The organism is Actinocorallia aurantiaca, from assembly GCF_039533685.1.
GTDB lineage: Bacteria > Actinomycetota > Actinomycetes > Streptosporangiales > Streptosporangiaceae > Actinocorallia > Actinocorallia aurantiaca.
In genome coordinates this window covers 438,351-456,960 of record NZ_BAAATZ010000002.1, presented here as the reverse complement: position 1 = coordinate 456,960, position 18,610 = coordinate 438,351, and the positions used below count along the sequence as shown (strand labels likewise).

At 69.7% G+C, this 18,610-nt stretch carries 17 protein-coding genes; 6 read left to right on the top strand and 11 right to left on the bottom strand.

The genetic code is table 11. The annotated features are described in order from the left end of the window. Window positions 1-20: 20 nt before the first annotated feature. Window positions 21-1,205, bottom strand: coding sequence for a hypothetical protein (locus ABD327_RS03030; protein ID WP_344448536.1), 1,185 nt, complete (start codon window positions 1,203-1,205; stop codon window positions 21-23). 318 nt (window positions 1,206-1,523) lie between these two features. Here ABD327_RS03030 and ABD327_RS03025 point away from each other — a divergent pair, with 318 nt between their 5' ends. Both ABD327_RS03025 and ABD327_RS03020 read left to right on the top strand, forming a co-directional pair. Next, window positions 1,524-2,237 (top strand): hypothetical protein, encoded by a 714-nt coding sequence (locus tag ABD327_RS03025; protein ID WP_344448535.1) that lies wholly within the window; start codon window positions 1,524-1,526, stop codon window positions 2,235-2,237. A gap of 80 nt (window positions 2,238-2,317) precedes the next feature. Then, the gene (locus tag ABD327_RS03020) at window positions 2,318-3,241 is read left to right on the top strand and encodes a Gfo/Idh/MocA family protein (protein ID WP_344448534.1); all 924 of its coding nucleotides are present in this window, start codon (window positions 2,318-2,320) and stop codon (window positions 3,239-3,241) included. Here the strand turns inward: ABD327_RS03020 and ABD327_RS03015 are convergent. Both ABD327_RS03015 and ABD327_RS03010 read right to left on the bottom strand, forming a co-directional pair. Then, window positions 3,238-4,323, bottom strand: a complete 1,086-nt coding sequence (locus ABD327_RS03015; RefSeq protein ID WP_344448533.1) for a CapA family protein — start codon at window positions 4,321-4,323, stop codon at window positions 3,238-3,240. The two genes, ABD327_RS03020 and ABD327_RS03015, sit on opposite strands and share 4 nt — an antisense overlap. Window positions 4,324-4,376: 53 nt before the next feature. Further along, window positions 4,377-5,411 carry a CapA family protein gene (locus ABD327_RS03010; protein WP_344448532.1) on the bottom strand — a complete coding sequence of 345 codons (1,035 nt, stop codon included), beginning with the start codon at window positions 5,409-5,411 and terminating at the stop codon, window positions 4,377-4,379. Window positions 5,412-5,472: 61 nt separating this feature from the next. Here ABD327_RS03010 and ABD327_RS03005 point away from each other — a divergent pair, with 61 nt between their 5' ends. After that, window positions 5,473-6,639 (top strand): aminotransferase class V-fold PLP-dependent enzyme, encoded by a 1,167-nt coding sequence (locus ABD327_RS03005; protein ID WP_344448531.1) that lies wholly within the window; start codon window positions 5,473-5,475, stop codon window positions 6,637-6,639. A 205-nt stretch (window positions 6,640-6,844) separates the two neighbouring features. Here ABD327_RS03005 and ABD327_RS03000 read toward each other — a convergent pair whose 3' ends face one another. From ABD327_RS03000 to ABD327_RS02990, 3 genes are all read right to left on the bottom strand, one after another. Beyond that, a complete protein-coding gene (locus tag ABD327_RS03000) occupies window positions 6,845-7,705 on the bottom strand; it encodes an alpha/beta hydrolase family protein (RefSeq protein ID WP_344448530.1) in 861 nt (286 codons plus the stop codon). 85 nt (window positions 7,706-7,790) lie between these two features. After that, window positions 7,791-8,393, bottom strand: coding sequence for an LURP-one-related family protein (locus ABD327_RS02995; protein WP_344448529.1), 603 nt, complete (start codon window positions 8,391-8,393; stop codon window positions 7,791-7,793). Window positions 8,394-8,419: 26 nt separating this feature from the next. Next, on the bottom strand, window positions 8,420-9,040 hold the full coding sequence (locus ABD327_RS02990) for a TetR/AcrR family transcriptional regulator (RefSeq protein ID WP_344448528.1): 621 nt from the start codon (window positions 9,038-9,040) through the stop codon (window positions 8,420-8,422). A 166-nt stretch (window positions 9,041-9,206) separates the two neighbouring features. Between ABD327_RS02990 and ABD327_RS02985 the strand changes: the two genes are divergently transcribed. Continuing rightward, the gene (locus tag ABD327_RS02985) at window positions 9,207-9,635 is read left to right on the top strand and encodes a Fur family transcriptional regulator (RefSeq protein WP_344448526.1); all 429 of its coding nucleotides are present in this window, start codon (window positions 9,207-9,209) and stop codon (window positions 9,633-9,635) included. Then, window positions 9,632-11,083 carry a catalase gene (locus ABD327_RS02980; RefSeq protein WP_344448525.1) on the top strand — a complete coding sequence of 484 codons (1,452 nt, stop codon included), beginning with the start codon at window positions 9,632-9,634 and terminating at the stop codon, window positions 11,081-11,083. The genes ABD327_RS02985 and ABD327_RS02980 overlap by 4 nt, the downstream gene beginning before the upstream one ends. A gap of 71 nt (window positions 11,084-11,154) precedes the next feature. Here the strand turns inward: ABD327_RS02980 and ABD327_RS02975 are convergent, their stop codons facing one another. The 5 genes from ABD327_RS02975 to ABD327_RS02955 all read right to left on the bottom strand — a co-directional run bounded on the left by ABD327_RS02975 (window position 11,155) and on the right by ABD327_RS02955 (window position 15,886). Next, a complete protein-coding gene (locus ABD327_RS02975; protein WP_344448524.1) occupies window positions 11,155-12,225 on the bottom strand; it encodes an alpha/beta hydrolase in 1,071 nt (356 codons plus the stop codon). 299 nt (window positions 12,226-12,524) lie between these two features. Then, complete coding sequence (locus ABD327_RS02970; RefSeq protein WP_344448523.1) at window positions 12,525-13,634, bottom strand: CU044_5270 family protein; 1,110 nt, start codon at window positions 13,632-13,634, stop codon at window positions 12,525-12,527. Then, window positions 13,631-14,230, bottom strand: coding sequence for an RNA polymerase sigma factor (locus ABD327_RS02965; RefSeq protein WP_344448522.1), 600 nt, complete (start codon window positions 14,228-14,230; stop codon window positions 13,631-13,633). Before ABD327_RS02965 ends, ABD327_RS02970 begins: the two co-directional genes overlap by 4 nt. A 40-nt stretch (window positions 14,231-14,270) precedes the next feature. Continuing rightward, window positions 14,271-15,308, bottom strand: a complete 1,038-nt coding sequence (locus ABD327_RS02960; protein ID WP_344448521.1) for an LCP family protein — start codon at window positions 15,306-15,308, stop codon at window positions 14,271-14,273. A gap of 2 nt (window positions 15,309-15,310) precedes the next feature. Then, window positions 15,311-15,886 carry an RNA polymerase sigma factor gene (locus tag ABD327_RS02955; protein ID WP_344448520.1) on the bottom strand — a complete coding sequence of 192 codons (576 nt, stop codon included), beginning with the start codon at window positions 15,884-15,886 and terminating at the stop codon, window positions 15,311-15,313. Window positions 15,887-15,955: 69 nt separating this feature from the next. Between ABD327_RS02955 and ABD327_RS02950 the strand changes: the two genes are divergently transcribed. Then, the gene (locus tag ABD327_RS02950; protein WP_344448519.1) at window positions 15,956-18,541 is read left to right on the top strand and encodes a TIGR00725 family protein; all 2,586 of its coding nucleotides are present in this window, start codon (window positions 15,956-15,958) and stop codon (window positions 18,539-18,541) included. Window positions 18,542-18,610: the final 69 nt, after the last annotated feature.

Below are 18,610 nucleotides of genomic sequence, written 5' to 3'. Positions count from 1 at the left end.
ACGGATTCACGGATGAAAGGTCAGACCGCGTACCCCTGGAGCAGGTCCGACACGTTCGCCGGCAGCTGCGGCAGGCCGGGCAGCCCGCCGAACAGACCCGGCTCCGTCCCCTTTTTCTTCTTCTTGTCCTTGTCCTTCTCCTCGAAGAGCGAGCTCTTCAGGCCGCTGTTCGTGCCGCTGCCCTTGAGCACTTCGAAGACGTCGTCGGCGTCGCTGTTGAGGACCTTGTTGCCGAGCAGCCTGGGCTCGGGCTCGGCCGCCATCGCCTGGCGTCCGCTCTTCGGAGCGGCCTTGCGGGGCTGAGCCTTGGGCGCGGTCTTGGACCCGGTCCTGGGCGCGGTCTTCGGACCGGCCTGGGGGCCGACCTGGGGGCCCGCCTGAGGACCGGCCTTCGGGCCGCCTGGCCCGCCGGGCATGGACGGGGTCGCCGCCTCCCCGATCTTCTCGCCGAGCTCGTCGGCCACCTCCAGGGTGACCGGGCTCTTGCGGGACAGATACTTGTCGAGCTTCTTGTCGGTCTCGAGCAGCCCGCCGATCAGGTCGCCCAGCAGGTTCCCGACCGCGTCGGTGCCCAGGCCGGGGTCGGCGGGCGCGGCCTGCTCCGCCGTGCCGTTCGGCACCCGGCGCTGGGCGGCCATCGCCTTCTTGGGGGTGACGCAGCGGGTCTTCGCCAGGTCGGTGGTCTTGCCCTTCTTGTCCACGAACTGGGTGCCGATGACGGTGTAGCCCTCGGCGGTGCGCACCTGCTTGTTGAGGACGGCGTAGGCGCCGTCCCGCAGCGGGACCTGCTGGTTGAGGGTGGGGTACTCGGGCAGCTTGGTGCCCTGGAGCCTGCCCTCCTCGATGATGGTGCCGCCCTTGGACTTGCCCTTGGCCGGGGTGACGCACTTGCTGGCGATGCCCTCGGCCTTGAGGCCGTACTTCTCGCTGGAGGTCGGGCCGAGCAGCGCGGTGGCCTCGTGCGAGCCGTCGCGGCGGTTCTCGATCCGCGAGGCGCCCGCGCTCTTCACCGTGTCCAGGGCCAGATAGGGAAAGGGCCCCAGGGCGGGGCGGGCCAGATCCGAGGACGTGCCCTTCGTGCCGTCCCGCTCCATCAGCGCCGCCAGCGGGCCGTCGTCGGCCGCCGCCGCGGGCGCCCCGGCGAGCAGGGCGACCACCGGAGCGACCGCCATGGCGCAGATCAGATTCCTGGTGGTGCTCTTCATTTCTCATCCCCCCGGACGGCTCTTTTCTCCGCCCCTTCGGCAGCACCGTCGTCGAGGGACGTTAGTACAGGTCATCCGGCCCGTTAAGGAGACTCGCGAATTCATTATGAGCAACTGAATCGAGCAAGAGAAATACACAGCCACCAATTTTCCGGACATTGTTCTCAACAATTATTCGACATCAACCCCCAAACCCGCCCAGGTTTTCGGGGGTCAGGGGGTGGCGCGGAGGGGTCCGAGCAGTCCAATCTCTTACCTACGCTTTACCGGGGCCATGTTTGGCTGTGCCCCCTGAACGACTCCCGGAGGACCTGAGCAGTGGCGACCAAGAGCAAGGGCGGCGGCGCCTCGAAGGCGAGCGCCAAAGATCGCGTGGCCGCCATGCGCGCGGCGGAGAAGCGGCGGGAGCGCGTCCGCTGGATGATCACCTTCGCGGTGGTGATCGTGATCATCGGCGCGCTGGGCGGCGGAGCGTACTGGGCGATCCAGAAGAACGAGCAGGAACAGGTCGAGAAGGACGCCAAGGCCAACCAGGTCAGGCTCGAGGCCGGTCCGCCCTGGACGCTGCCCGCCGACCCGGTCAAGGTCGCCAAGAAGCTCGGCCTCGAGGTGAAGCAGGGCATGGAGGGCGACGCCAAGCACGAGCACGCCCACCTCAGCCTCTTCGTCAACGGCGAGCAGCAGCCGATCCCCGCCAACCTGGGCATCGACCCGGCCAGCAACATCGCCGAGCTCCACACCCACGACGCCCGCGGCGTCCTGCACGTGGAGTCCTACAGCGCGGACAAGGTCTTCACCCTCGACCAGGTCTTCAAGATCTGGGAGGTTCCGCTGAGCAAGACGCAGATCGGCCAGTTCAAGACCGACGCCGAGCGCGTCCTGAAGTTCTACGTGGACGGCAAGGAGGTGCAGGACGACCCGAGCAAGATCGAGCTCAGCCACCACCGCGAGATCGGCATCGTCTTCGGCACCGAGGAGCAGAACGCCAAGGTGAAGGTCCCGGCCTCCTTCCAGTTCGCGGACGGCGAGTGATCTGACGCCTCCCGAAGGCCCGGAACCCCAGGGGTTCCGGGCCTTCGTCGCGCGATCCCGGCGGCCGGTAGGTTCTGGGGATGCGCATCGGACTCATCGGGCTCGGCGACATAGCGGAGAAGGCCTACCTTCCGCTGGTGGCCGGGCATGCCAGGACCGAGCTGGTGGGGGTGTCCAGCCGGTCGGCCACCGCCGTCGACTCCGTCCTGTCGCGATACCGGATCCCCTTCGGCACCACCGACCACCGGGAGCTGCTGGAGCGCGACCTGGACCTGGTCATGGTCCACGCGGCGACCGAGGCGCACTTCGAGCTCGTCGGGGAGTGCCTGCGGCGCGGGATCCCGACCTACGTCGACAAGCCGCTGTCGGCGGACCTCTCCGAGGCCGAGGCCCTCGCCGGGCTGGCCGACGAGCGGGGGGTGCTGCTCGCGGTCGGTTTCAACCGCCGTTTCGCCCCCGCCCTCCGGACCGCCCGGTACTGGATCTCCGGCTCCCCGCGGTGGTTCTCCCTGGAGAAGCACCGCCCCTCGCTCCAGGACGCCCCGGCCCGGCACACCGTCTACGACGACGCCATCCACCTGCTGGACCTGGCCGTGTGGCTCCTCGGCGAGGAGTCCGACCGGCTCGAACAGGAGAACCTGCTGCTGCGCACCGACGCGCACGGCCGCATGCTGACCTGCGCCGCCCTGCTCGGCAAGGCGGGCGTGAGCGGCTCGCTGGCCATGCACCGCAGGTCCGGCGCCGACCTGGAGCGGCTGGAACTGCACGGCGACGGGCGTTCGGCGGCCGTCACCGACCTGGAGCGGCTGGAGCTGCGCCGCGACGGACGGATCCAGCTTCCGCCCGCCCCGTCCTGGGAGTCCGTCGCCCACCGCAAGGGGTTCGCCGCCCTGCTGGAGCACGTGCTGGACAGCCTCGCTTCACCCGAGTCCTGCGAGGTCGCCGCCTCCCGCGTCCTGCCCGCCCACCGGCTGGCCGAACGCCTGTTGACCGGCGCCGGCTAGGACGAGCCCTTCCGCGCCTCCAGACCGGTGCACTCGCGCAGGCCCTGCCAGCGCTTCAGCTCGGCCTTGGCCGCCGCGCCCTTGAGCGGGACGGGCAGCCCGCCGGAGAGCCGGGCGGGCTTCCACACCGCCTTGGTGATCTTCCCTTCCGCCGCCTTGAGCAGCAGGACGCCGGAGTTCGCCGTCTGCCCGCTGGCGGAGTAGAAGACGAAGTTGCTCATGCCGTAGTGGATGTAGCTGTCGTCCATGTAACCGCCGCCGAGCGGGATGTGGGCGTGCCCGCCGACCACGGCGTCCGCGCCCGCGTCGACCAGCTGCCGCGCCAGCTCCTTCTGCCGGGGCAGCGGGCAGGGGTTGAGCTCCTCGCCCCAGTGCAGGTGGACGATCACCAGGTCGGAGTTCTTCCGCGCCTGCTTCACCGCCTGGACCATGCGCGGGACGTCCTTGGCCGAAGCCAGCCCGCCCTTGGTGTCGGTGGCCGTCCAGGCCGGGATGAGGTGGTCGTCCAGCACCTGGGTGGCGCCCAGGATCGCGATCCTGTTGCCCTTCACCGTCGTCCGGTAGGGGGCGTAGGCGGCCTTGGCGTTGCGGCCGATGCCCACGGTCGGGAAACCGGTCTTCTTGATCGCCTTCAGGGAGTCGGCGAGACCCGTCTCCATGTAGTCCATGCCGTGGTTGTTGGCCATGCTCACCACGTCCACCCCCGCCGCCTTCAACGCGGTGAAGGCCGTCGCGGGGGCGCGGAAGGTGAACTCCTTGCCGGGGGCGGGGGTGCCTCCGGTCGTGATGGCCGTCTCCAGGTTGACCATGGACAGGTCCGCCTTGCGCAGGATCGAGGCGACCGGGCCGAACGCCGTCTTGGGGCTGCCCAGCCTGGCCCGCAGCTGGCCCTCGAAGTGCACGTCGCCGCCGAAGGCCAGGATGATCGGCTCCTTGGCGGGCTGCTCCTCGACGGGCTCGGCGGACTTCGTGACCGGAGGCGCGGTGGCGCCCTCCGCCTCCGCGTTGTCCTCGCCGCTGCTGCAGGCGGACGCCGCCAGCACACCGGCCAGCGCCGCGGCCAGCATCACCTTCGCGCGCATACCGTCCTCCTCGCCCCTGGGTCTGCGGAACAGGATGGCAGAACCCCGCCTCGTCACTGGGAGAGACCCGCGCAGCCGTTCAGCGCGGCCCACCCGACGTAGGCGCTCTGCGCCTCGGCTCCGGCCAGCGGCCTGGGCAGGCCGGGGGCCTCCAGGGTGGCGGGATCCCAGTTGGCCTTCTGCACGTCGTGGCCCTTGAACGTCAGGGTGAGGACGCCGCTCTGGCTGGTCGGGGTGCCCGGGGTGAAGCTGTAGAAGACGAAGTTGCCCAGGCCGTAGTGCACGTACTTGTTCTTCTTGGCGGCGTGGAAGCCACCCGCCTGGAGGACGTGCGCGTGGCTTCCGACGACGGCGTCCGCGCCCGCCTCGACGAGCTGGTCGGCGAGCGTCTTCTGGTCCTCCGACGGGCAGCTCTGCTTCTCCACGCCCCAGTGCAGGTCGACGATGACGGTGTCGTACCGGTCCCTGGCCTTCTTGACCGCCTCGACGAGCCGCGCCGGCTCCTTCGCCGAGGCGAGGCCGGCCTGGGAGTCCGTGGCCGTCCAGGCCGAGGCCAGGTTGTCGTCCAGCACCTGGGTCGCGCCGAAGACCGCGACCTTGGTCCCCTTGACGTCCGCGACGTGCGGCGTGAACGCCTCGGCCGCGTTCGCGCCGATGCCCACGACGGGGAACCCCTTCTCCTTCGCCGCGGCCAGGGAGTCCTGGAGCCCTTCGGCCCCGTAGTCCATGCCGTGGTTGTTGGCCATCGAGGCCACGTCCACCCCGGCGGCCTTCAGCGCGTCCAGCGCGGTGGAGGGCGCGCGGAAGGTGAACTGCTTGGCGGCCGGGGTGCCGCCCTCGGTGATCGCCGTCTCCAGGTTGACCACCGCGAGGTCGGCCGCGCTGAGCTGCGCGGACACGGGGCCCAGCGCGCTTCCCGGGTCGGACAGGCGGTCCCGCAGCCCGCCCTCGAAGTTGACGTCGCCGCCGAAGGCCACCGTGATGGGGGGCAGGTCCTTCGCGTCGGCATCCTCGTCTCCCCCGCACCCCGCGAGCCCGCAGCCGACGAGGGCGAGGGCGGTTCCGGCGGCGATCAGTCTGCGCATCATGCCCCCTAGGATGCCGGGCTCCTTATGCTGGTTCGTACCGAGCTCCAGCGAAGGGATCAGCGTGGACGTCGAACGGATCAGGAAAGAGACCCCCGGCACCAGGCACGCCGTCCACCTGAACGCCGCGGGAGCCGCCCTGCTCGCGCGTCCCGTCCTCGACACGGTGGTCTCGCACCTGGAGCTGGAGGCCGAGATCGGCGGCTACGAGGCCGCAGATCGGGCGCACGACCGGCTGGAGGAGGGGTACGCCGTCGTGGCCCGGCTGGTCGGCGCCGCCCCCGACGAGATCGCCTTCACCGACAGCGCCACCCGCTCCTGGGACCAGGCCTTCTACTCGATCCCCTTCCGGCCCGGTGACAGGATTCTCACCACGACCAGCGAGTACTCCAGCAACGCGCTGGCCTACGTGCAGGCCGCCCGCAGGCATCGGGTCTCCGTCGAGGTCGTCCCCGACGACGAGCACGGCACCATCGACCTGGAGGCGCTGGCGCGGTCCCTCGGCCGGGGCGGGGTGCGGCTGGTGTCCCTCAACCACGTGCCCACCCACGACGGGCTGATCAACCCGGTCGCCGAGGTCGGCGCGCTGGCCCGCGCGCATGACGCGCTGTTCCTCCTGGACGCCTGCCAGTCCGCCGGCCAGCTCCCCCTCGACGTGGACGCGCTGAACGTGGACCTCCTGTCGGCCACCGGCCGCAAGTTCCTGCGCGGCCCCCGGGGCACCGGCTTCCTCTACGTCCGCCGCTCCGTCATGGACCGGCTTGACCCGCCGGTCGTCGACCTGCACTCCGCCGACCTGACCGGCCCCGACGCCTTCGCCTTCCGGCCGGACGCCCGCCGCTTCGAGACCTGGGAACGTTCCGTCGCCAACCAGCTCGGCCTGGCCAGGGCCGTCGAGTACGCCCTGGACCTGGGCCTGGACGCGATCGCCGGACGGGTCCTGGCGCTGGCCGCCCGGCTGCGGGCCCAGCTGGCCGAGCTGCCCGGCGTCACCGTCCACGACCGGGGGGTCCGCAAGAGCGGGATCGTCACCTTCACCCACGCCGAGCACGGCGCCGAGGCCCTGGTGCCGAAGCTGACCGCAGCGGGGATCGTCACCCGCCTCTCCGAGCAGACCTACCGGTACGACGAGGGCGCGGCCCCGCGCGCCCGCGTCCGGGCCTCGGTGCACTACTACAACACCGAGCAGGAGGTGGACCGGGCGGTGCACGCCCTGGCCGCGCTCCTGTGACCAGACGACCGCAGCGCAGCGAGGATCGGCTGGTCACCTCGCGGGGGTCTGGGGGTCGCCCCCCAGAATGAACAGACGACCGCAGCGCAGCGAGGATCGGCTGGTCACCTCACGGGGGCCTGGGGGTCGCTCCCCAGAACGACCAGACGACCACAGCGCAGCGAGGATCGGCTGGTCAGGGGCGAGCTCGCCCGGGTCGGGGGCCTCAGCCGAGGTTGATCGCCAGCGGCCTGGTCGTCTTGGGGGTGTGCGTGCTGAGGTGGCGGCGGAACCAGTCGGTCAGGGCGGCGTCGACGCTGACCGCGGCGGTGAGCGGCGGCTTGGGCTCGATGCCGGGCTCGGCGGCCAGCGCGTGGCCCATGCGGAAGGTCGCCGCCTCGGCGGAGGTGATCCCGGCCTCGCTGAGCAGCCCGCGCAGCTCCTCGACCTGCCCGGCGGGGATGAGGAGGTCGTTGGCGCCGGCGACCAGCAGCAGCCGCGGGTCGGCCCGGGCGATCTCGGCGGCCCGCGCGGTGAGGTCGAGCCGTTCGGCGACCGCCCGGGTCTCGGGCGTCCAGGAGTAGGCGCCGAAGCGGCGCTCCCTGGCCTCGATCACCAGGGAGGGCCGGGACACCGGGGCGATGAGCGCCGCGGCCGACACCGGGACCTCCTGCTCGGCCAGGGCCAGCAGCACGGCCAGCGCGCCCTCGCCGTGCCCGGCCAGCCCGATCGCCCCGTCGCCCTGCCCGAGCAGCTCGCGCAGGCCCTCCACGGCCTCGGGCAGTTCGGCGACGGCGCGTTCCACGGTGCTCCCGAGCAGCTGGAGGTAGTCGCGGTCGGCGGGGTCGGGCAGCCGCAGCCCCAGGTAGACCCGCCAGACGGGCACGCCCGTCATGGGCAGCGCCGCGGCCATCGCGGCCTCGGTGCGGGGCGGGTCGAAGGCGTGCCAGCAGACGATGAGGCCGTCCCGCGCGGGCGCGTCCACCGAGGTGGGGGGCAGCGCGACGAAGGGGACTCCGCCGATGGTTCCGCTGCGCGGCCACGCCGGTTCTTCCGCCGACCCCTGTGCCAGTTCGTCACCGGTCATATCCCCATGGTGACATTCACCACGCCGGGACGCCTTACCAACGAAGTAATGTCCGCGAATGTGGCTCTTTTTACAGTGAGGTGCGCTATCGGCTCTGCAAGGCGTCCAGCGCGACCGCTTGGGCGAGGACCAGCCTGCGGTCGATCCTCGGGTCGTGGATCTCCACCACGTACTTGTCCCGCAGGCCGAACTTCTTGATCACGGAGAAGACCGGGTGGGCGCCCCCCGCGGTGAAGTCGAAGTGGTACGGCCAGGCGAACGGCAGGTCGCCCAGGAAGGGGATGAAGCCCCAGACCCGGCGCAGGATGGCCACCGTCTGGTTGCGCTCGGTGCCCGTCGTCACCCCCAGGCCCGGCTGCTCCAGGTGCCAGGTCGAACTGGTCAGGGAGCGCTTGAAGTCCTTGCGGAAGCTGCCGATCGGCCGGCCCTCGTGGTCGGTGATGTCGTAGGTGGCCCCGAGGTCGATGCGCTGGCGGGCCTTGAAGGAGGCCAGCGCGTACTGCTTGGTCTGGTCGGTGTAGAGCGTCACCTGCTCCTTGAACGCCATCCGCTTCTGCTGGGCGAAGGCGACGAGGTGCTGCTCGCTCCCGTCCGGGCCCGGCGTGTGCACCTCGTACTTGTTCACCATGAGGGTGAAGCGCTGGCGGACGAGGAATCGGTTCTGCGCCTGGAGCCAGTTGAAGTCCATTTCAGGAACTTATAGACCCCTCTTGGCTATCTGTCCAGATAGGTGGAGAGATAGTTCTGAATCAGCTCCTTGGCCTCGTCGATCACCTGGTCGTCGCCGTCGGGTTCGCGGCGGAAGGCCATCTTGATCAGCGCGTCCGCCGACTCCACCGCGATGGAGAAGGCCCGCTCCAGGCGCGGGGTGTCGGCCACCCCGGTGGACTGGACGATCAGCTCCCGCAGCCGCTGCGCCACCACGGCGTTGTTGTCCGCGGAGTCGTCCAGCAGGTGCAGGTCGGCCACGTCGCCGAAGCGCAGGATCCGGAAGCCGGGCACCGTCCGGTGCATCTCGACGAAGATGTCGATCGCCCGTCCGACGGTCGCCGACCAGCGGTCCATCGAGCCGGCCGCCAGCAGCTCGCCGATGCGCTCGCCGAACTGCTCCAGGTTGCGCAGCGCCAGTGCCTGGGCGACCGCCCGCTTGTCGGGGAAGAACTGGTAGACCGAGCCGATCGCGACGCCCGCGCGCTGGGCGATCCGGGTGGTGGACAGCCCCTCGTAGCCCGACTCGTCAAGGATCTCGGCGCAGGCGTCCAGCATCCGCTGGACCCGTTCGGCGGAGCGTCGCTGGGCCGGCCTTCTCCGTAGCGGAGTCCCTGTTTCGGTCACCCGCACATCATCCCCCGGTCACCCTCCGGGTGCGCAATCCGGCAGGGGACCCGAGACCGATTCGTACCTTGACGGCGTTACCGGGATCATCGATACCAGAGGGACAACTAGAGTTGATCATCTCGTTTTCTTGACTCAATCGTGTTTATGGGGTTCAATGATGGACATGACCGAGAAGGCATCTTCCGCCGAGCAGCTGCGCGGGGCCGGACTCCGCGTGACGTCCGCCCGGGTCGCGATCCTGGAGTGCCTGCGCTTCGAACGGCACCTCACGGCCGAGGAAGTGGCCGAGAAGGTGCGGGAGCGTGTCGGTCACGTCTCCACTCAAGCCATCTACGAGGCGCTCAACGCGCTCACCGGCACGGGGATCCTTCGCCGGATCGAGCCCGCCGGGAGCCCGGCCCGGTACGAGTCCCGGGTCGGGGACAACCACCACCACCTCGTATGCCGTCAGTGCGGCGCGGTGGCCGACGTCGACTGCGCGGTGGGGCACGCGCCCTGCCTGGAACCGGCGGCCAACGCCGGATTCAAGGTCGATGAGGCCGACGTCATCTATTGGGGCCTGTGCCCCTCTTGTCAGGGAGGACACCCATGACCGATAGGCCGATCACCACCGACGACAACGGAGCCCCCGCGCCGAGCGACGAGTTCTCGCAGTCCGTCGGGGCCAACGGCCCGCTTCTGCTTCAGGACCACTACCTGATCCAGAAGATGGCGCACTTCAACCGGGAACGTGTGCCCGAGCGCGTCGTCCACGCCAAGGGCGGCGGCGCGTACGGCACCCTGCAGATCACCGAGGACATCAGCCAGTTCACCAAGGCCGACCTCTTCCAGAAGGGCGAGGAGACCCCGCTCCTCCTGCGCTTCTCCACGGTCGCCGGCGAGCTGGGCAGCGCCGACACCGCGCGCGACCCGCGCGGCTTCGCGCTCAAGTTCTACACCGATCAGGGCAACTACGACATCGTCGGCAACAACACCCCGATCTTCTTCATCCGGGATCCGCAGAAGTTCTCCGACTTCATCCACACCCAGAAGCGCCGTCCGGACAACCATCTGCACGACCACAACGCGCAGTGGGACTTCTGGACGCTGTCCCCCGAGTCGGCCCACCAGGTCAGCTTCCTGATGACCGACCGCGGCACGCCCGCCTCCTGGCGGAACATGCACGGCTTCGGGTCCCACACCTTCCTCTGGTACAACGCGTCCGGTGAGAAGTTCTGGGTGAAGTACCACTTCAAGACCGACCAGGGCGTCCGGAACTTCACCGACGGCGAGGCCGCCGCGATCCAGTCCCAGGACCCCGACTTCCACATCCGCGACCTCTACGACGCCATCAAGCGGGGCGACCACCCGTCGTGGACCGTCAACGTGCAGATCATGCCGTTCGAGGACGCCGCGGACTACCGGTTCAACCCGTTCGACCTGACCAAGGTGTGGCCGCACGCCGACTACCCCGAGATCACGATCGGCCGGTTCACCCTGAACCGGAACCCGGAGAACTACTTCGCCGAGATCGAGCAGGCCGCCTTCGAGCCGTCGGCGTTCGTGCCCGGCATCGGCCCGTCCCCGGACAAGATGCTCCAGGGCCGGCTGTTCTCCTACGCCGACACCCACCGCTACCGGATCGGCCCGAACTACCTGCAGCTTCCGGTCAACCAGCCGAAGTCGCTGGTGAACTCCTACAACTTCGACGGCCCGATGGCCTTCCATCAGCCGTCCGGCCCGCACTACGCGCCGAACTCGTTCGGCGGCCCGGCCGCCGACCCGGCGCTGTACGAGGGCGAGAGCTACGCCCTCACCGGCGAGATCGTCCGCAGCGCCTACCGCCTGCACAGCGAGGACGACGACTACGGCCAGCCGCGGGCCCTGTGGGAGAACGTCCTGTCCGAGACCGACCGGGCCAACATGGTCTCCAACGTCGTGGGCCACGCCTCCAAGCCCGAGGTCACCTCGGACATGAAGAAGCGGATCGTCGAGTACTGGACCAACGTCCACAAGGACCTGGGCGACTCCGTCGCCAAGGGCCTGGGCGTCACCGACTGACCCCGATCCGCCTCTGACGAAGAAGGGCGGGCATCCCCTTGAGGGGGTGCCCGCCCTTCTCGCGTTCTCGGCTAGCCGTTCAGCGCCTTCATGATCAGGGGCCAGGCCAGCTTGTACTCGCGGTTCCACCAGGGCCAGCTGTGCAGGCCGTTCCCGTACAGGTGCACGGTGGCGGGGATGTTCATCGCCTTGAGGCGGGCGGCGAGGTCCTCGTTGGTCATGCCGATGAGCTTCTCGCTGATCGAACCCGCCGCGTAGGCCTTGACGACCTCGACGGCGTCGCCGTTCTTCTCCTCGATGACCTCGGGCAGGGTCAGGTCCAGCTCACCGACCAGGCCCGTCGTGCCGGAGGAGAGGTAGACGCCGGTGCCCCGGAGGGTGCTGGCGTTGACGTACGGGTCGTGCTCCAGCCAGTTCCAGCGGTCCCAGAGCGGGTCGCCCAGCTTCCCGTAGGGGTTCGGGTTCTCGGTGGAGCCGTCGATCACGTCCGACAGCAGCATGATCGTGGGGATGCCCGGCTTCGTGATGTGCGCTATGCCGCTGTAGGAGGCCACGTACTTGTAGAAGCCCGGGTTGCGGGTGGCGTACATCAGCGCGCCCGACCCGCCGGAGGAGAGTCCCATGATCGCCCGGGAGGTGCCGCCCCGGAAGTTGCGCTCGACGAGCTGGGACAGCTCCTTCGTGTGGAAGGTCTCCCACTTGGGGTCGCCGCCCTTGCCGCCGTTGTACCAGTCGACGAAGCCGCCGCCCTTGCCCGAGTCGGGCATGACGACGATGACGTCGTCGCCCGCGGCGGTCTCCTCGATGTCGGTCTTGTCGCTCCAGATGGTGTAGGTGTCGGGCCCGCCGGAGAGCACGTAGAGCACCGGCCAGGTCCGGGCCGCGTCCTTGCTCCACCCCTCGGGCACCAGGATCCGCGCCTTGGGATCGATGCCGGCGATCCCCGGCGTGTCGATCGTGACGTCGACGGTGCGCCCGTCCACCCAGCGCTCATCCGTGATCTTCGCCCCGCTGTCGGCCTTCGTGTACCCGGCCGTGAGCTGTTCGGGCTCCGCGACCGCAGGTGCCGTCGACAGCCCCAGAACCAGGGCCGCCCCCGCCAGCACACCGGTCGCCGACCGTCCGAACCTTGGAAGCTTCACCTTGCTGCACGCACCGTTCTCACCAGCCGATTCCTATGGTTACCAGGAAGTAAGGCGCAACATATCGGACACCTTGGACAGTTTGAAGCACACCGAGTTGCAAATCGGTACCCTTCCGACCTCGTTTCACTCACTACTCAACGAGTCGGGCCTCTTCTACGCTTCTTGATCTTTGTCACATGCCGACACATAATCCCTCGACAAGGACAGCGCCGCCGACGCTCGGCGCAACACACCAGGTGGTCCCGGACGCACGGAAGCCCCGCCGAGGACGTCGGCGGGGGCTTCCGGCGGAAGGATCAGGGCCTCTGGCCGCGCTCGTCCACCAAGGCGATGCGGAGGTCCACGGACTGGCGGAGGACGTGTCCGGGCTTCATGTACCGGGCCATTTCGGGGTCGGGAGTCCGGAGGAAGGGGCCGGGCCCGGCTCCGGCGGGTTCGAAGGAGTCATCGAAGTCGACGACCTCGCGCTCGCCGAAGAACGCAAAGGTGACGGGATCGAAGATCAACTCGTAGCGGACGCCGCCCCAGGCCTGGCCGACGGCGATGCCCACGCGGTCGGCCAGGTCGGTGACGTTCCCGGTCACGGTCGTGCCGGGAATCCGAGCCGCCGCAGAGAACAGGGCCGCACGGCTCTTCGGCGGCAAATAGTAGCCTCGGACGATCTCACCGACCTCACGGAAAGCCGCGACGTCCGACGGGTTCGCCTCCTTCCGGCCGCCGGCATAGAGCCGCTCGTACATGCCTTCGGTGTCTGTGGGCAGGTCGTCGCGGTAGTGATCGTCGCCCGCTTTGCAGTCCGGTTCGACCTTCGGGTCCTTCCTCCCCGCCTCACTGACGTTCCGGTAGCTCTCGCAGATCCAGCCGGGCCCACTGACCTTCAGTGGCGTGTGCTCTCCCGGCCAGGGCCCCTCGAAGGTCTCCCCGCTGCTCCAGCGGAACCCCGGACTCCGGCCGCCCACCGGGTACCAGGCCTCATCACGGCTGAACGACCTGTTCCTGTGAAGGACGCCCTCGCCGGGCCCCCACGGGGGCTTGCTCCGGTACACGCGGCCGAACAGATCATGCTCCTCCCTGCTCTGGAAGTAGAGGTACTGGCCGGGCGCAGGGTCGAACTCGGGTTCATCGCCCGCCCTTTCCGAGGCCCGGGCGAGGACCTCCGAAGCCGCGATGAGCCGAAGCGGGCCGCTCTGCCCGGGGACGGGCGGTCGCGAAGGGGGCCGGTCCGCCGGGACGATCAGAAGGGCCGCGGCGGCGCCTCCGGCCACCGTCGCGGCGGCACCGGCGAGAAGACCGCCGAAGAGGAGACGGCGTGTGGGTTTCCGGGGCGGGGTACTGATCTCGGACATCAGATGGTTCCTCCGGGTCTGCAGATCAGGCAGGTCCCGTCGAGGGGGCAGAGAGCTCATGACAGTTCCTCCCTGAATGTGCCGTTTACCCCTTTATGTCCGAGCGTCAAGGGTGGTTCCTTCAGCTTCGCGCGGATCCGGCTGAGGCGGGAGCGAACGGTGCCCACGGGGATCCCGAGGGCGGCCGCCGCCTCGGCATAGGTCAGTTCCTCCCAGACGCACAGGGAGAGAAGCTCCTGGTCACGGCGGGAAAGATGCCCGATCCGGTCAAGGACCTCGCGCATGCGGCACTGGTCGTCCAGCCGGGCCGCCACCAGGTCGGCGTCCTCCTCCGCGGGAACCGGCTCCGGAATGCGGGCCAGCGCCGCACCGTACCGCCGAAGCGAGCGCTGGTGGTTACGCAGGACGTTCGTGGCCACCCCGTACAGCCACGGGAGCAGCGAGCCTTCGTCCATCCGGACGTGCCCGCGCCGCCGCCACGTCTCCAGAAAGACGACCGAGGCGAGGTCCTCCGCCGCCGCCCAGTCGGCCGTACGGCGGAAGCAGTAGTTGTAGATGGCGCGGCCATGGCGGGCGAACAGCTCTCCGAAAGCCTGCTCGTCCCCCGCCAGGGCCGCGCCCCACAACTCGGGATCGGTCCTGCTGTGGAGGGTCACATTCCCCTTTTGTCCGTACCCGGAGAAGGGTTCCAGACTCTCAGCGGAGGGTCTGCCAGAGCTTCTCTGCCTCGGGCTGCTTCAGGACGAGGCGGTCGGGCTCCTCCGGGTCGGGCTTCCACGGCACGGTGAGGAAGTCGATCTCATGGTCGCCGGACTGCGCGAACACGAAGACGATCTGCAGCATCCTGCTCACGGTCAGGCCCTGGCCCTCCTTCAGAGCAGGGGCGACGGCCTTGGCCAGGTCCATGGCCTTCGCCGGGTCGCCGAGCAGCGGTTCGGACTTCTCGACGACGGCCTCCATCACCTCCTGCTGTCGCTTGATCCGTCCCAGGTCGGAGCCGTCACCGAGACCGCGACGCGCACGGACGTAGCCGAGCGCCTGTTCCCCCTTCAGGGTCTGGAGCCCCTTGTGGAGCGACAGTTTCGCCTCCGGATCCCTGATCTCGGTCTCGATCTCGACCTCTACGCCGCCCAGCGCGTCGACCACCCTCTTGAAGGCGATGAAGTCGAAGACGATCGTGTGGTCGAGGGTGATGCCGCCCAGGTTCTCGACGGTCTTCCGGGCGCACTCCGCACCACCGATGGTGAAGGCCACGTTGATCACCGCCCGGCTCCCGGGCACCGTCCTGCCGTCCGCGTTCTTACAGTCCGGGACGTCCACAAGGGTGTCGCGTGGAATGCTCACCATCTTCACTCCGCGCCCGTCGGCGGGAACGTGCGCCACGATGATCGTGTCGGACCGCGCGAAGCGGTCGGCCTCCTTCTGGTTCCGGCCGCCTCGGCTGTCCGAGCCGAGTACCAGGATGTTCACGTCCTTGGTCGGCTTCGGTTCCGTGACGGAACCCGGGTCTTCCAGAACGTCCAGATAATCCATCTCGGTGCTGAGCAGCAGGCGCGGGACGAGCAGTGCGGAGGCCGTGACGGCGGCGGCGACGCCCAGGACGAGCCAGCCCTTCGGACGGGTCCAGCGGCGGGAACGGGGGCCGTTGATTCGGTTCCGCTGGCGGTCGAGGGAGGCGGGGGGTTCGTGTTCCAGATCGTGGCCGAGGTCGCGCAGCATCTGCAGGTCGTCCATCGTCACTCTCCTTCCAGCGGGTTGACCTCGCCCAGGGCGGCGCGGACCTTGCGTCTGGCGCGGTTGAGGCGCGATCGGACGGTTCCGGTCGGGATGGCCAGGGCGCGGGCGACCTCCTCGTAGGTGAAGTCGCCCCAGGCCACGAGCAGCAGCACGTCCCGGTCCCCGGCCGACAGCGTGGCCAGCGCCAGGGCCAGCTCGCCGCGTGATGCCCGGGCCGTCACCTCCGCGTCCACACGGTCCGTCGGGGACTCCGCGTACACGGCGGGCGGGGCGCTGCGTTCCCAGGCTCGGTAGCGGGCGGCCTCGCGGCGGCGGTGGCGGGAGATGAGCTTGGTGAGGATGCCGAACAGCCATGGGCGTGCGTCCGTGTAGGCCGGGTCGTACCTGGCGCGTTTGGCGAAGGCGACCGCGAACGTGTCGCCTACGAGGTCCTCGGCGCTTTCCGGGCCGAGGCGGCGTGAGGTATAGCGGTAGAGCAGGCCCGAGTAGCGGTCGAAGAGCTCCGCGAACGCCTCGGGTCTTCGCAGGGATTCCGCGATCAGAGCCGAGTCGTCCGCCCGCACAGACGTCACCATGCCATCGCCGGCCTTCCGTAGGGGGCAGGTTCACAGGTATCTCGCCGCGAGACACGAAAGGGGTTCACGATGCAGATAGCCGTCTGCGGTCCGGCCGATCCGAGGGACGAGGACGTGACGCACGCGCTGGAGGTGGGCCGGCTGCTCGCCGAGCAGGGGGTGACCCTCCTCTGCGGGGGTTACGGCGGGGTCATGGAGGCCGCCGCCCGCGCCGCCTGGGAGGCGGGCGGGGTGACGGTCGGAGTGCTGTCGGGGGGAGACGACGAGGGCGCCAACCCCTACCTGACCGTGCGGATATCCACAGGCATGGGGGAGGCCCGCAACGCCGTCCTGGTACGTTCGGCGCAGGCGGTGATCATCATCGGCGGGTCCTGGGGGACGCTCTCGGAGCTGGCGCTGGCCCGCCGGATCGGCGTCCCGGTGGTCACGCTGGGCGGCTGGCGGGTGCTGGACGGCTGGGGCGAGCCCGTCGAGGGCGTTCCGGCGGCGGAGGACGCGGCGGAGGCGGTGCGCCTCGCTCTGTTGAAGAGAAGGGGTAAGTGGTTACATACCTTTATGACCCGAATCGCGCTCAGGACGTGTCCGCTGTGTGAGGCCCTGTGCGGCCTGGAGCTCACCATGGACGGCGACGACAAGGTCGTCAAAGTGCGTGGCGACAAGAACGATCCGTTCAGCAAGGGCTTCATCTGCCCCAAGGGCGCGAGTTTCGGGCGCCTCGACAACGACCCCGACAAGCTGACGGCGCCGCTCGTCGACGGGGCCGAGGCGGCCTGGGAGGACGCCTTCGAGACCGCGGGGCGCGAGCTCCGCCGGATCATCGAGACCCACGGCAAGGACTCCGTCGCCGTCTACCTGGGCAACCCCAGCGCGCACAGCGTCGCGGGCTCCCTCTACGGCGGGCTGCTCATCAAGGGCATCGGCACGAAGAACTTCTACAGCGCCAGCACCTCCGACCAGATGCCCAAGCACGTCAGCGCGGGCTACATGCTGGGCGACCCGCTGGCCATCGCGGTCCCCGACCTGGACCGCACCTCCTACCTGCTGATGCTGGGCGCCAACCCGCTGGAGTCCAACGGCAGCCTCTGCTCGGCCCCCGACTTCCCCGGCCGGCTGAAGGCGCTGCGCCGCCGGGGCGGGCGCCTCGTCGTGGTGGACCCGCGCCGCACGCGGACGGCCGAGCTGGCCGACCGGCACGTCCCGCTCCGTCCGGGCGCCGACACCTGGTTCCTGTTCTCCCTCGTCCACACCCTGTTCGCCGAGGGCCTCACCCGGCTCCGCCACGAGGTGGACGGCCTGGAGCAGCTGCGCGAGCTCGCCGAGGAGTTCTCCCCCGAGGCCACCGAGCCCGTCACCGGTGTCCCGGCGGAGACCGTCAGGGAGATCGCCCGCGAGCTGGCCGCCGCCGACCCCGCCGTCGTCTACGGCCGGATCGGCACCTGCACCCAGGAGTTCGGCACCCTCGCGAGCTGGCTGATCGACGCCCTGAACGTGCTCACCGGCAACCTGGACCGGCCCGGCGGCGCGATGTTCCCCAAAGCCGCGCACTCCTTCGGCAGGCGCTCCCGCCCCTACCGGACGGGCCGCTGGCACAGCCGGGTCCGCGGCCTTCCCGAGGTCAACGGCGAGTTCCCGGTCGCCACCCTCGCCGAGGAGATCGAGACCGAGGGCGAAGGCCAGATCAAGGCGCTGATCACCGTCGGCGGCAACCCCGTCCTGTCCGCGCCGAACGGCGACCGGATCGGCAGGGCGCTGGAGAACCTGGAGTTCATGGTCAGCGTCGACCCTTACGTCAACGAGACGACCCGCCACGCCGACGTGGTCCTGCCGCCGCCCCCGCACACCCGCACCCCGCACTACGACGTCGCGCTGCTGTCGTTCACCGTCCGGAACTACGTGCGCTACTCCCCTCCCGTCGCGGACCGGGGCGACCGGCCGTCGGAGTCGCAGATCCTGGCCCGGCTGGCGGGCGAGCTGACCGGGGCGAGCCCGCAGGACGTGGACGAGTTCGTCATCCAGACCACCCTGAAGAAGGCGGGCAGGGAGGACCTGCGGGCCGAGCTGGGCCCGCCGAGCGCCGAGACCAGGCTGGACATGATGCTCCGGCTCGGCCCCTACGGCCTCACCCTGGAGGAGACGGTCGGCGGCCTCGACCTCGGCCCGCTCCAGCCCAGGCTGGAGGAGGTCATGGTCCTCGACCGCGTCGACCTGTGCCCCGAGCTGTTCGCCAAGGACCTGGAGCGGCTCCGCGCCTCCCGTCCCGCCGACGGGTTCGTGCTGATCGGCCGCCGCCACCTGCGCTCCAACAACAGCTGGATGCACAACATCTCCGAGCTGGTGGGGGGTTCCAACGCCTGCACGCTGCGGCTGAACCCCGAGGACGCCGGGCAGCTGGGGATCGGGGCGGGCGATATCGTCCGGGTCTCCTCGCGGGCCGGCGAGGTCGAGGTCGAGGCGGAGCCGAACGACGAGATCATGCGGGGCGTGGTGAGCCTGCCGCACGGCTGGGGCCATGCCCGGCCGGGCACCAGGACGCGGGTGGCCTCCGCCAACGCCGGGGTGAGCGTCAACTCCCTGACGGACGAGCAGGAGATCGACGTCCTGTCCGGTAACGCCGTGTTCAACGGGGTTCCTGTGCGGCTGGAGAGGATCAGCTGATCCATCTGTCCCCCTCGTCACCGTTATCCCTCCGCCCGGAAGGGGAACGTCTTCGAAAAGGTGGATGAC

Excerpts from the sequence above, each read along its gene's own strand:
- ABD327_RS03020 (WP_344448534.1), top strand. The coding sequence starts at position 2,318 with ATGCGCATCGGACTCATCGGGCTCGGCGACATAGCGGAGAAGGCCTAC.
- ABD327_RS03000 (WP_344448530.1), bottom strand. The coding sequence starts at position 7,705 with ATGACCGGTGACGAACTGGCACAGGGGTCGGCGGAAGAACCGGCGTGG.
- ABD327_RS02995 (WP_344448529.1), bottom strand. The coding sequence starts at position 8,393 with ATGGACTTCAACTGGCTCCAGGCGCAGAACCGATTCCTCGTCCGCCAG.
- ABD327_RS03030 (WP_344448536.1), bottom strand. The coding sequence starts at position 1,205 with ATGAAGAGCACCACCAGGAATCTGATCTGCGCCATGGCGGTCGCTCCG.
- ABD327_RS02960 (WP_344448521.1), bottom strand. The coding sequence starts at position 15,308 with ATGGACGACCTGCAGATGCTGCGCGACCTCGGCCACGATCTGGAACAC.
- ABD327_RS02980 (WP_344448525.1), top strand. The coding sequence starts at position 9,632 with ATGACCGATAGGCCGATCACCACCGACGACAACGGAGCCCCCGCGCCG.
- ABD327_RS02950 (WP_344448519.1), top strand. The coding sequence starts at position 15,956 with ATGCAGATAGCCGTCTGCGGTCCGGCCGATCCGAGGGACGAGGACGTG.
- ABD327_RS02955 (WP_344448520.1), bottom strand. The coding sequence starts at position 15,886 with ATGGTGACGTCTGTGCGGGCGGACGACTCGGCTCTGATCGCGGAATCC.
- ABD327_RS02985 (WP_344448526.1), top strand. The coding sequence starts at position 9,207 with ATGACCGAGAAGGCATCTTCCGCCGAGCAGCTGCGCGGGGCCGGACTC.
- ABD327_RS03015 (WP_344448533.1), bottom strand. The coding sequence starts at position 4,323 with ATGCGCGCGAAGGTGATGCTGGCCGCGGCGCTGGCCGGTGTGCTGGCG.
- ABD327_RS03010 (WP_344448532.1), bottom strand. The coding sequence starts at position 5,411 with ATGATGCGCAGACTGATCGCCGCCGGAACCGCCCTCGCCCTCGTCGGC.
- ABD327_RS02970 (WP_344448523.1), bottom strand. The coding sequence starts at position 13,634 with ATGAGCTCTCTGCCCCCTCGACGGGACCTGCCTGATCTGCAGACCCGG.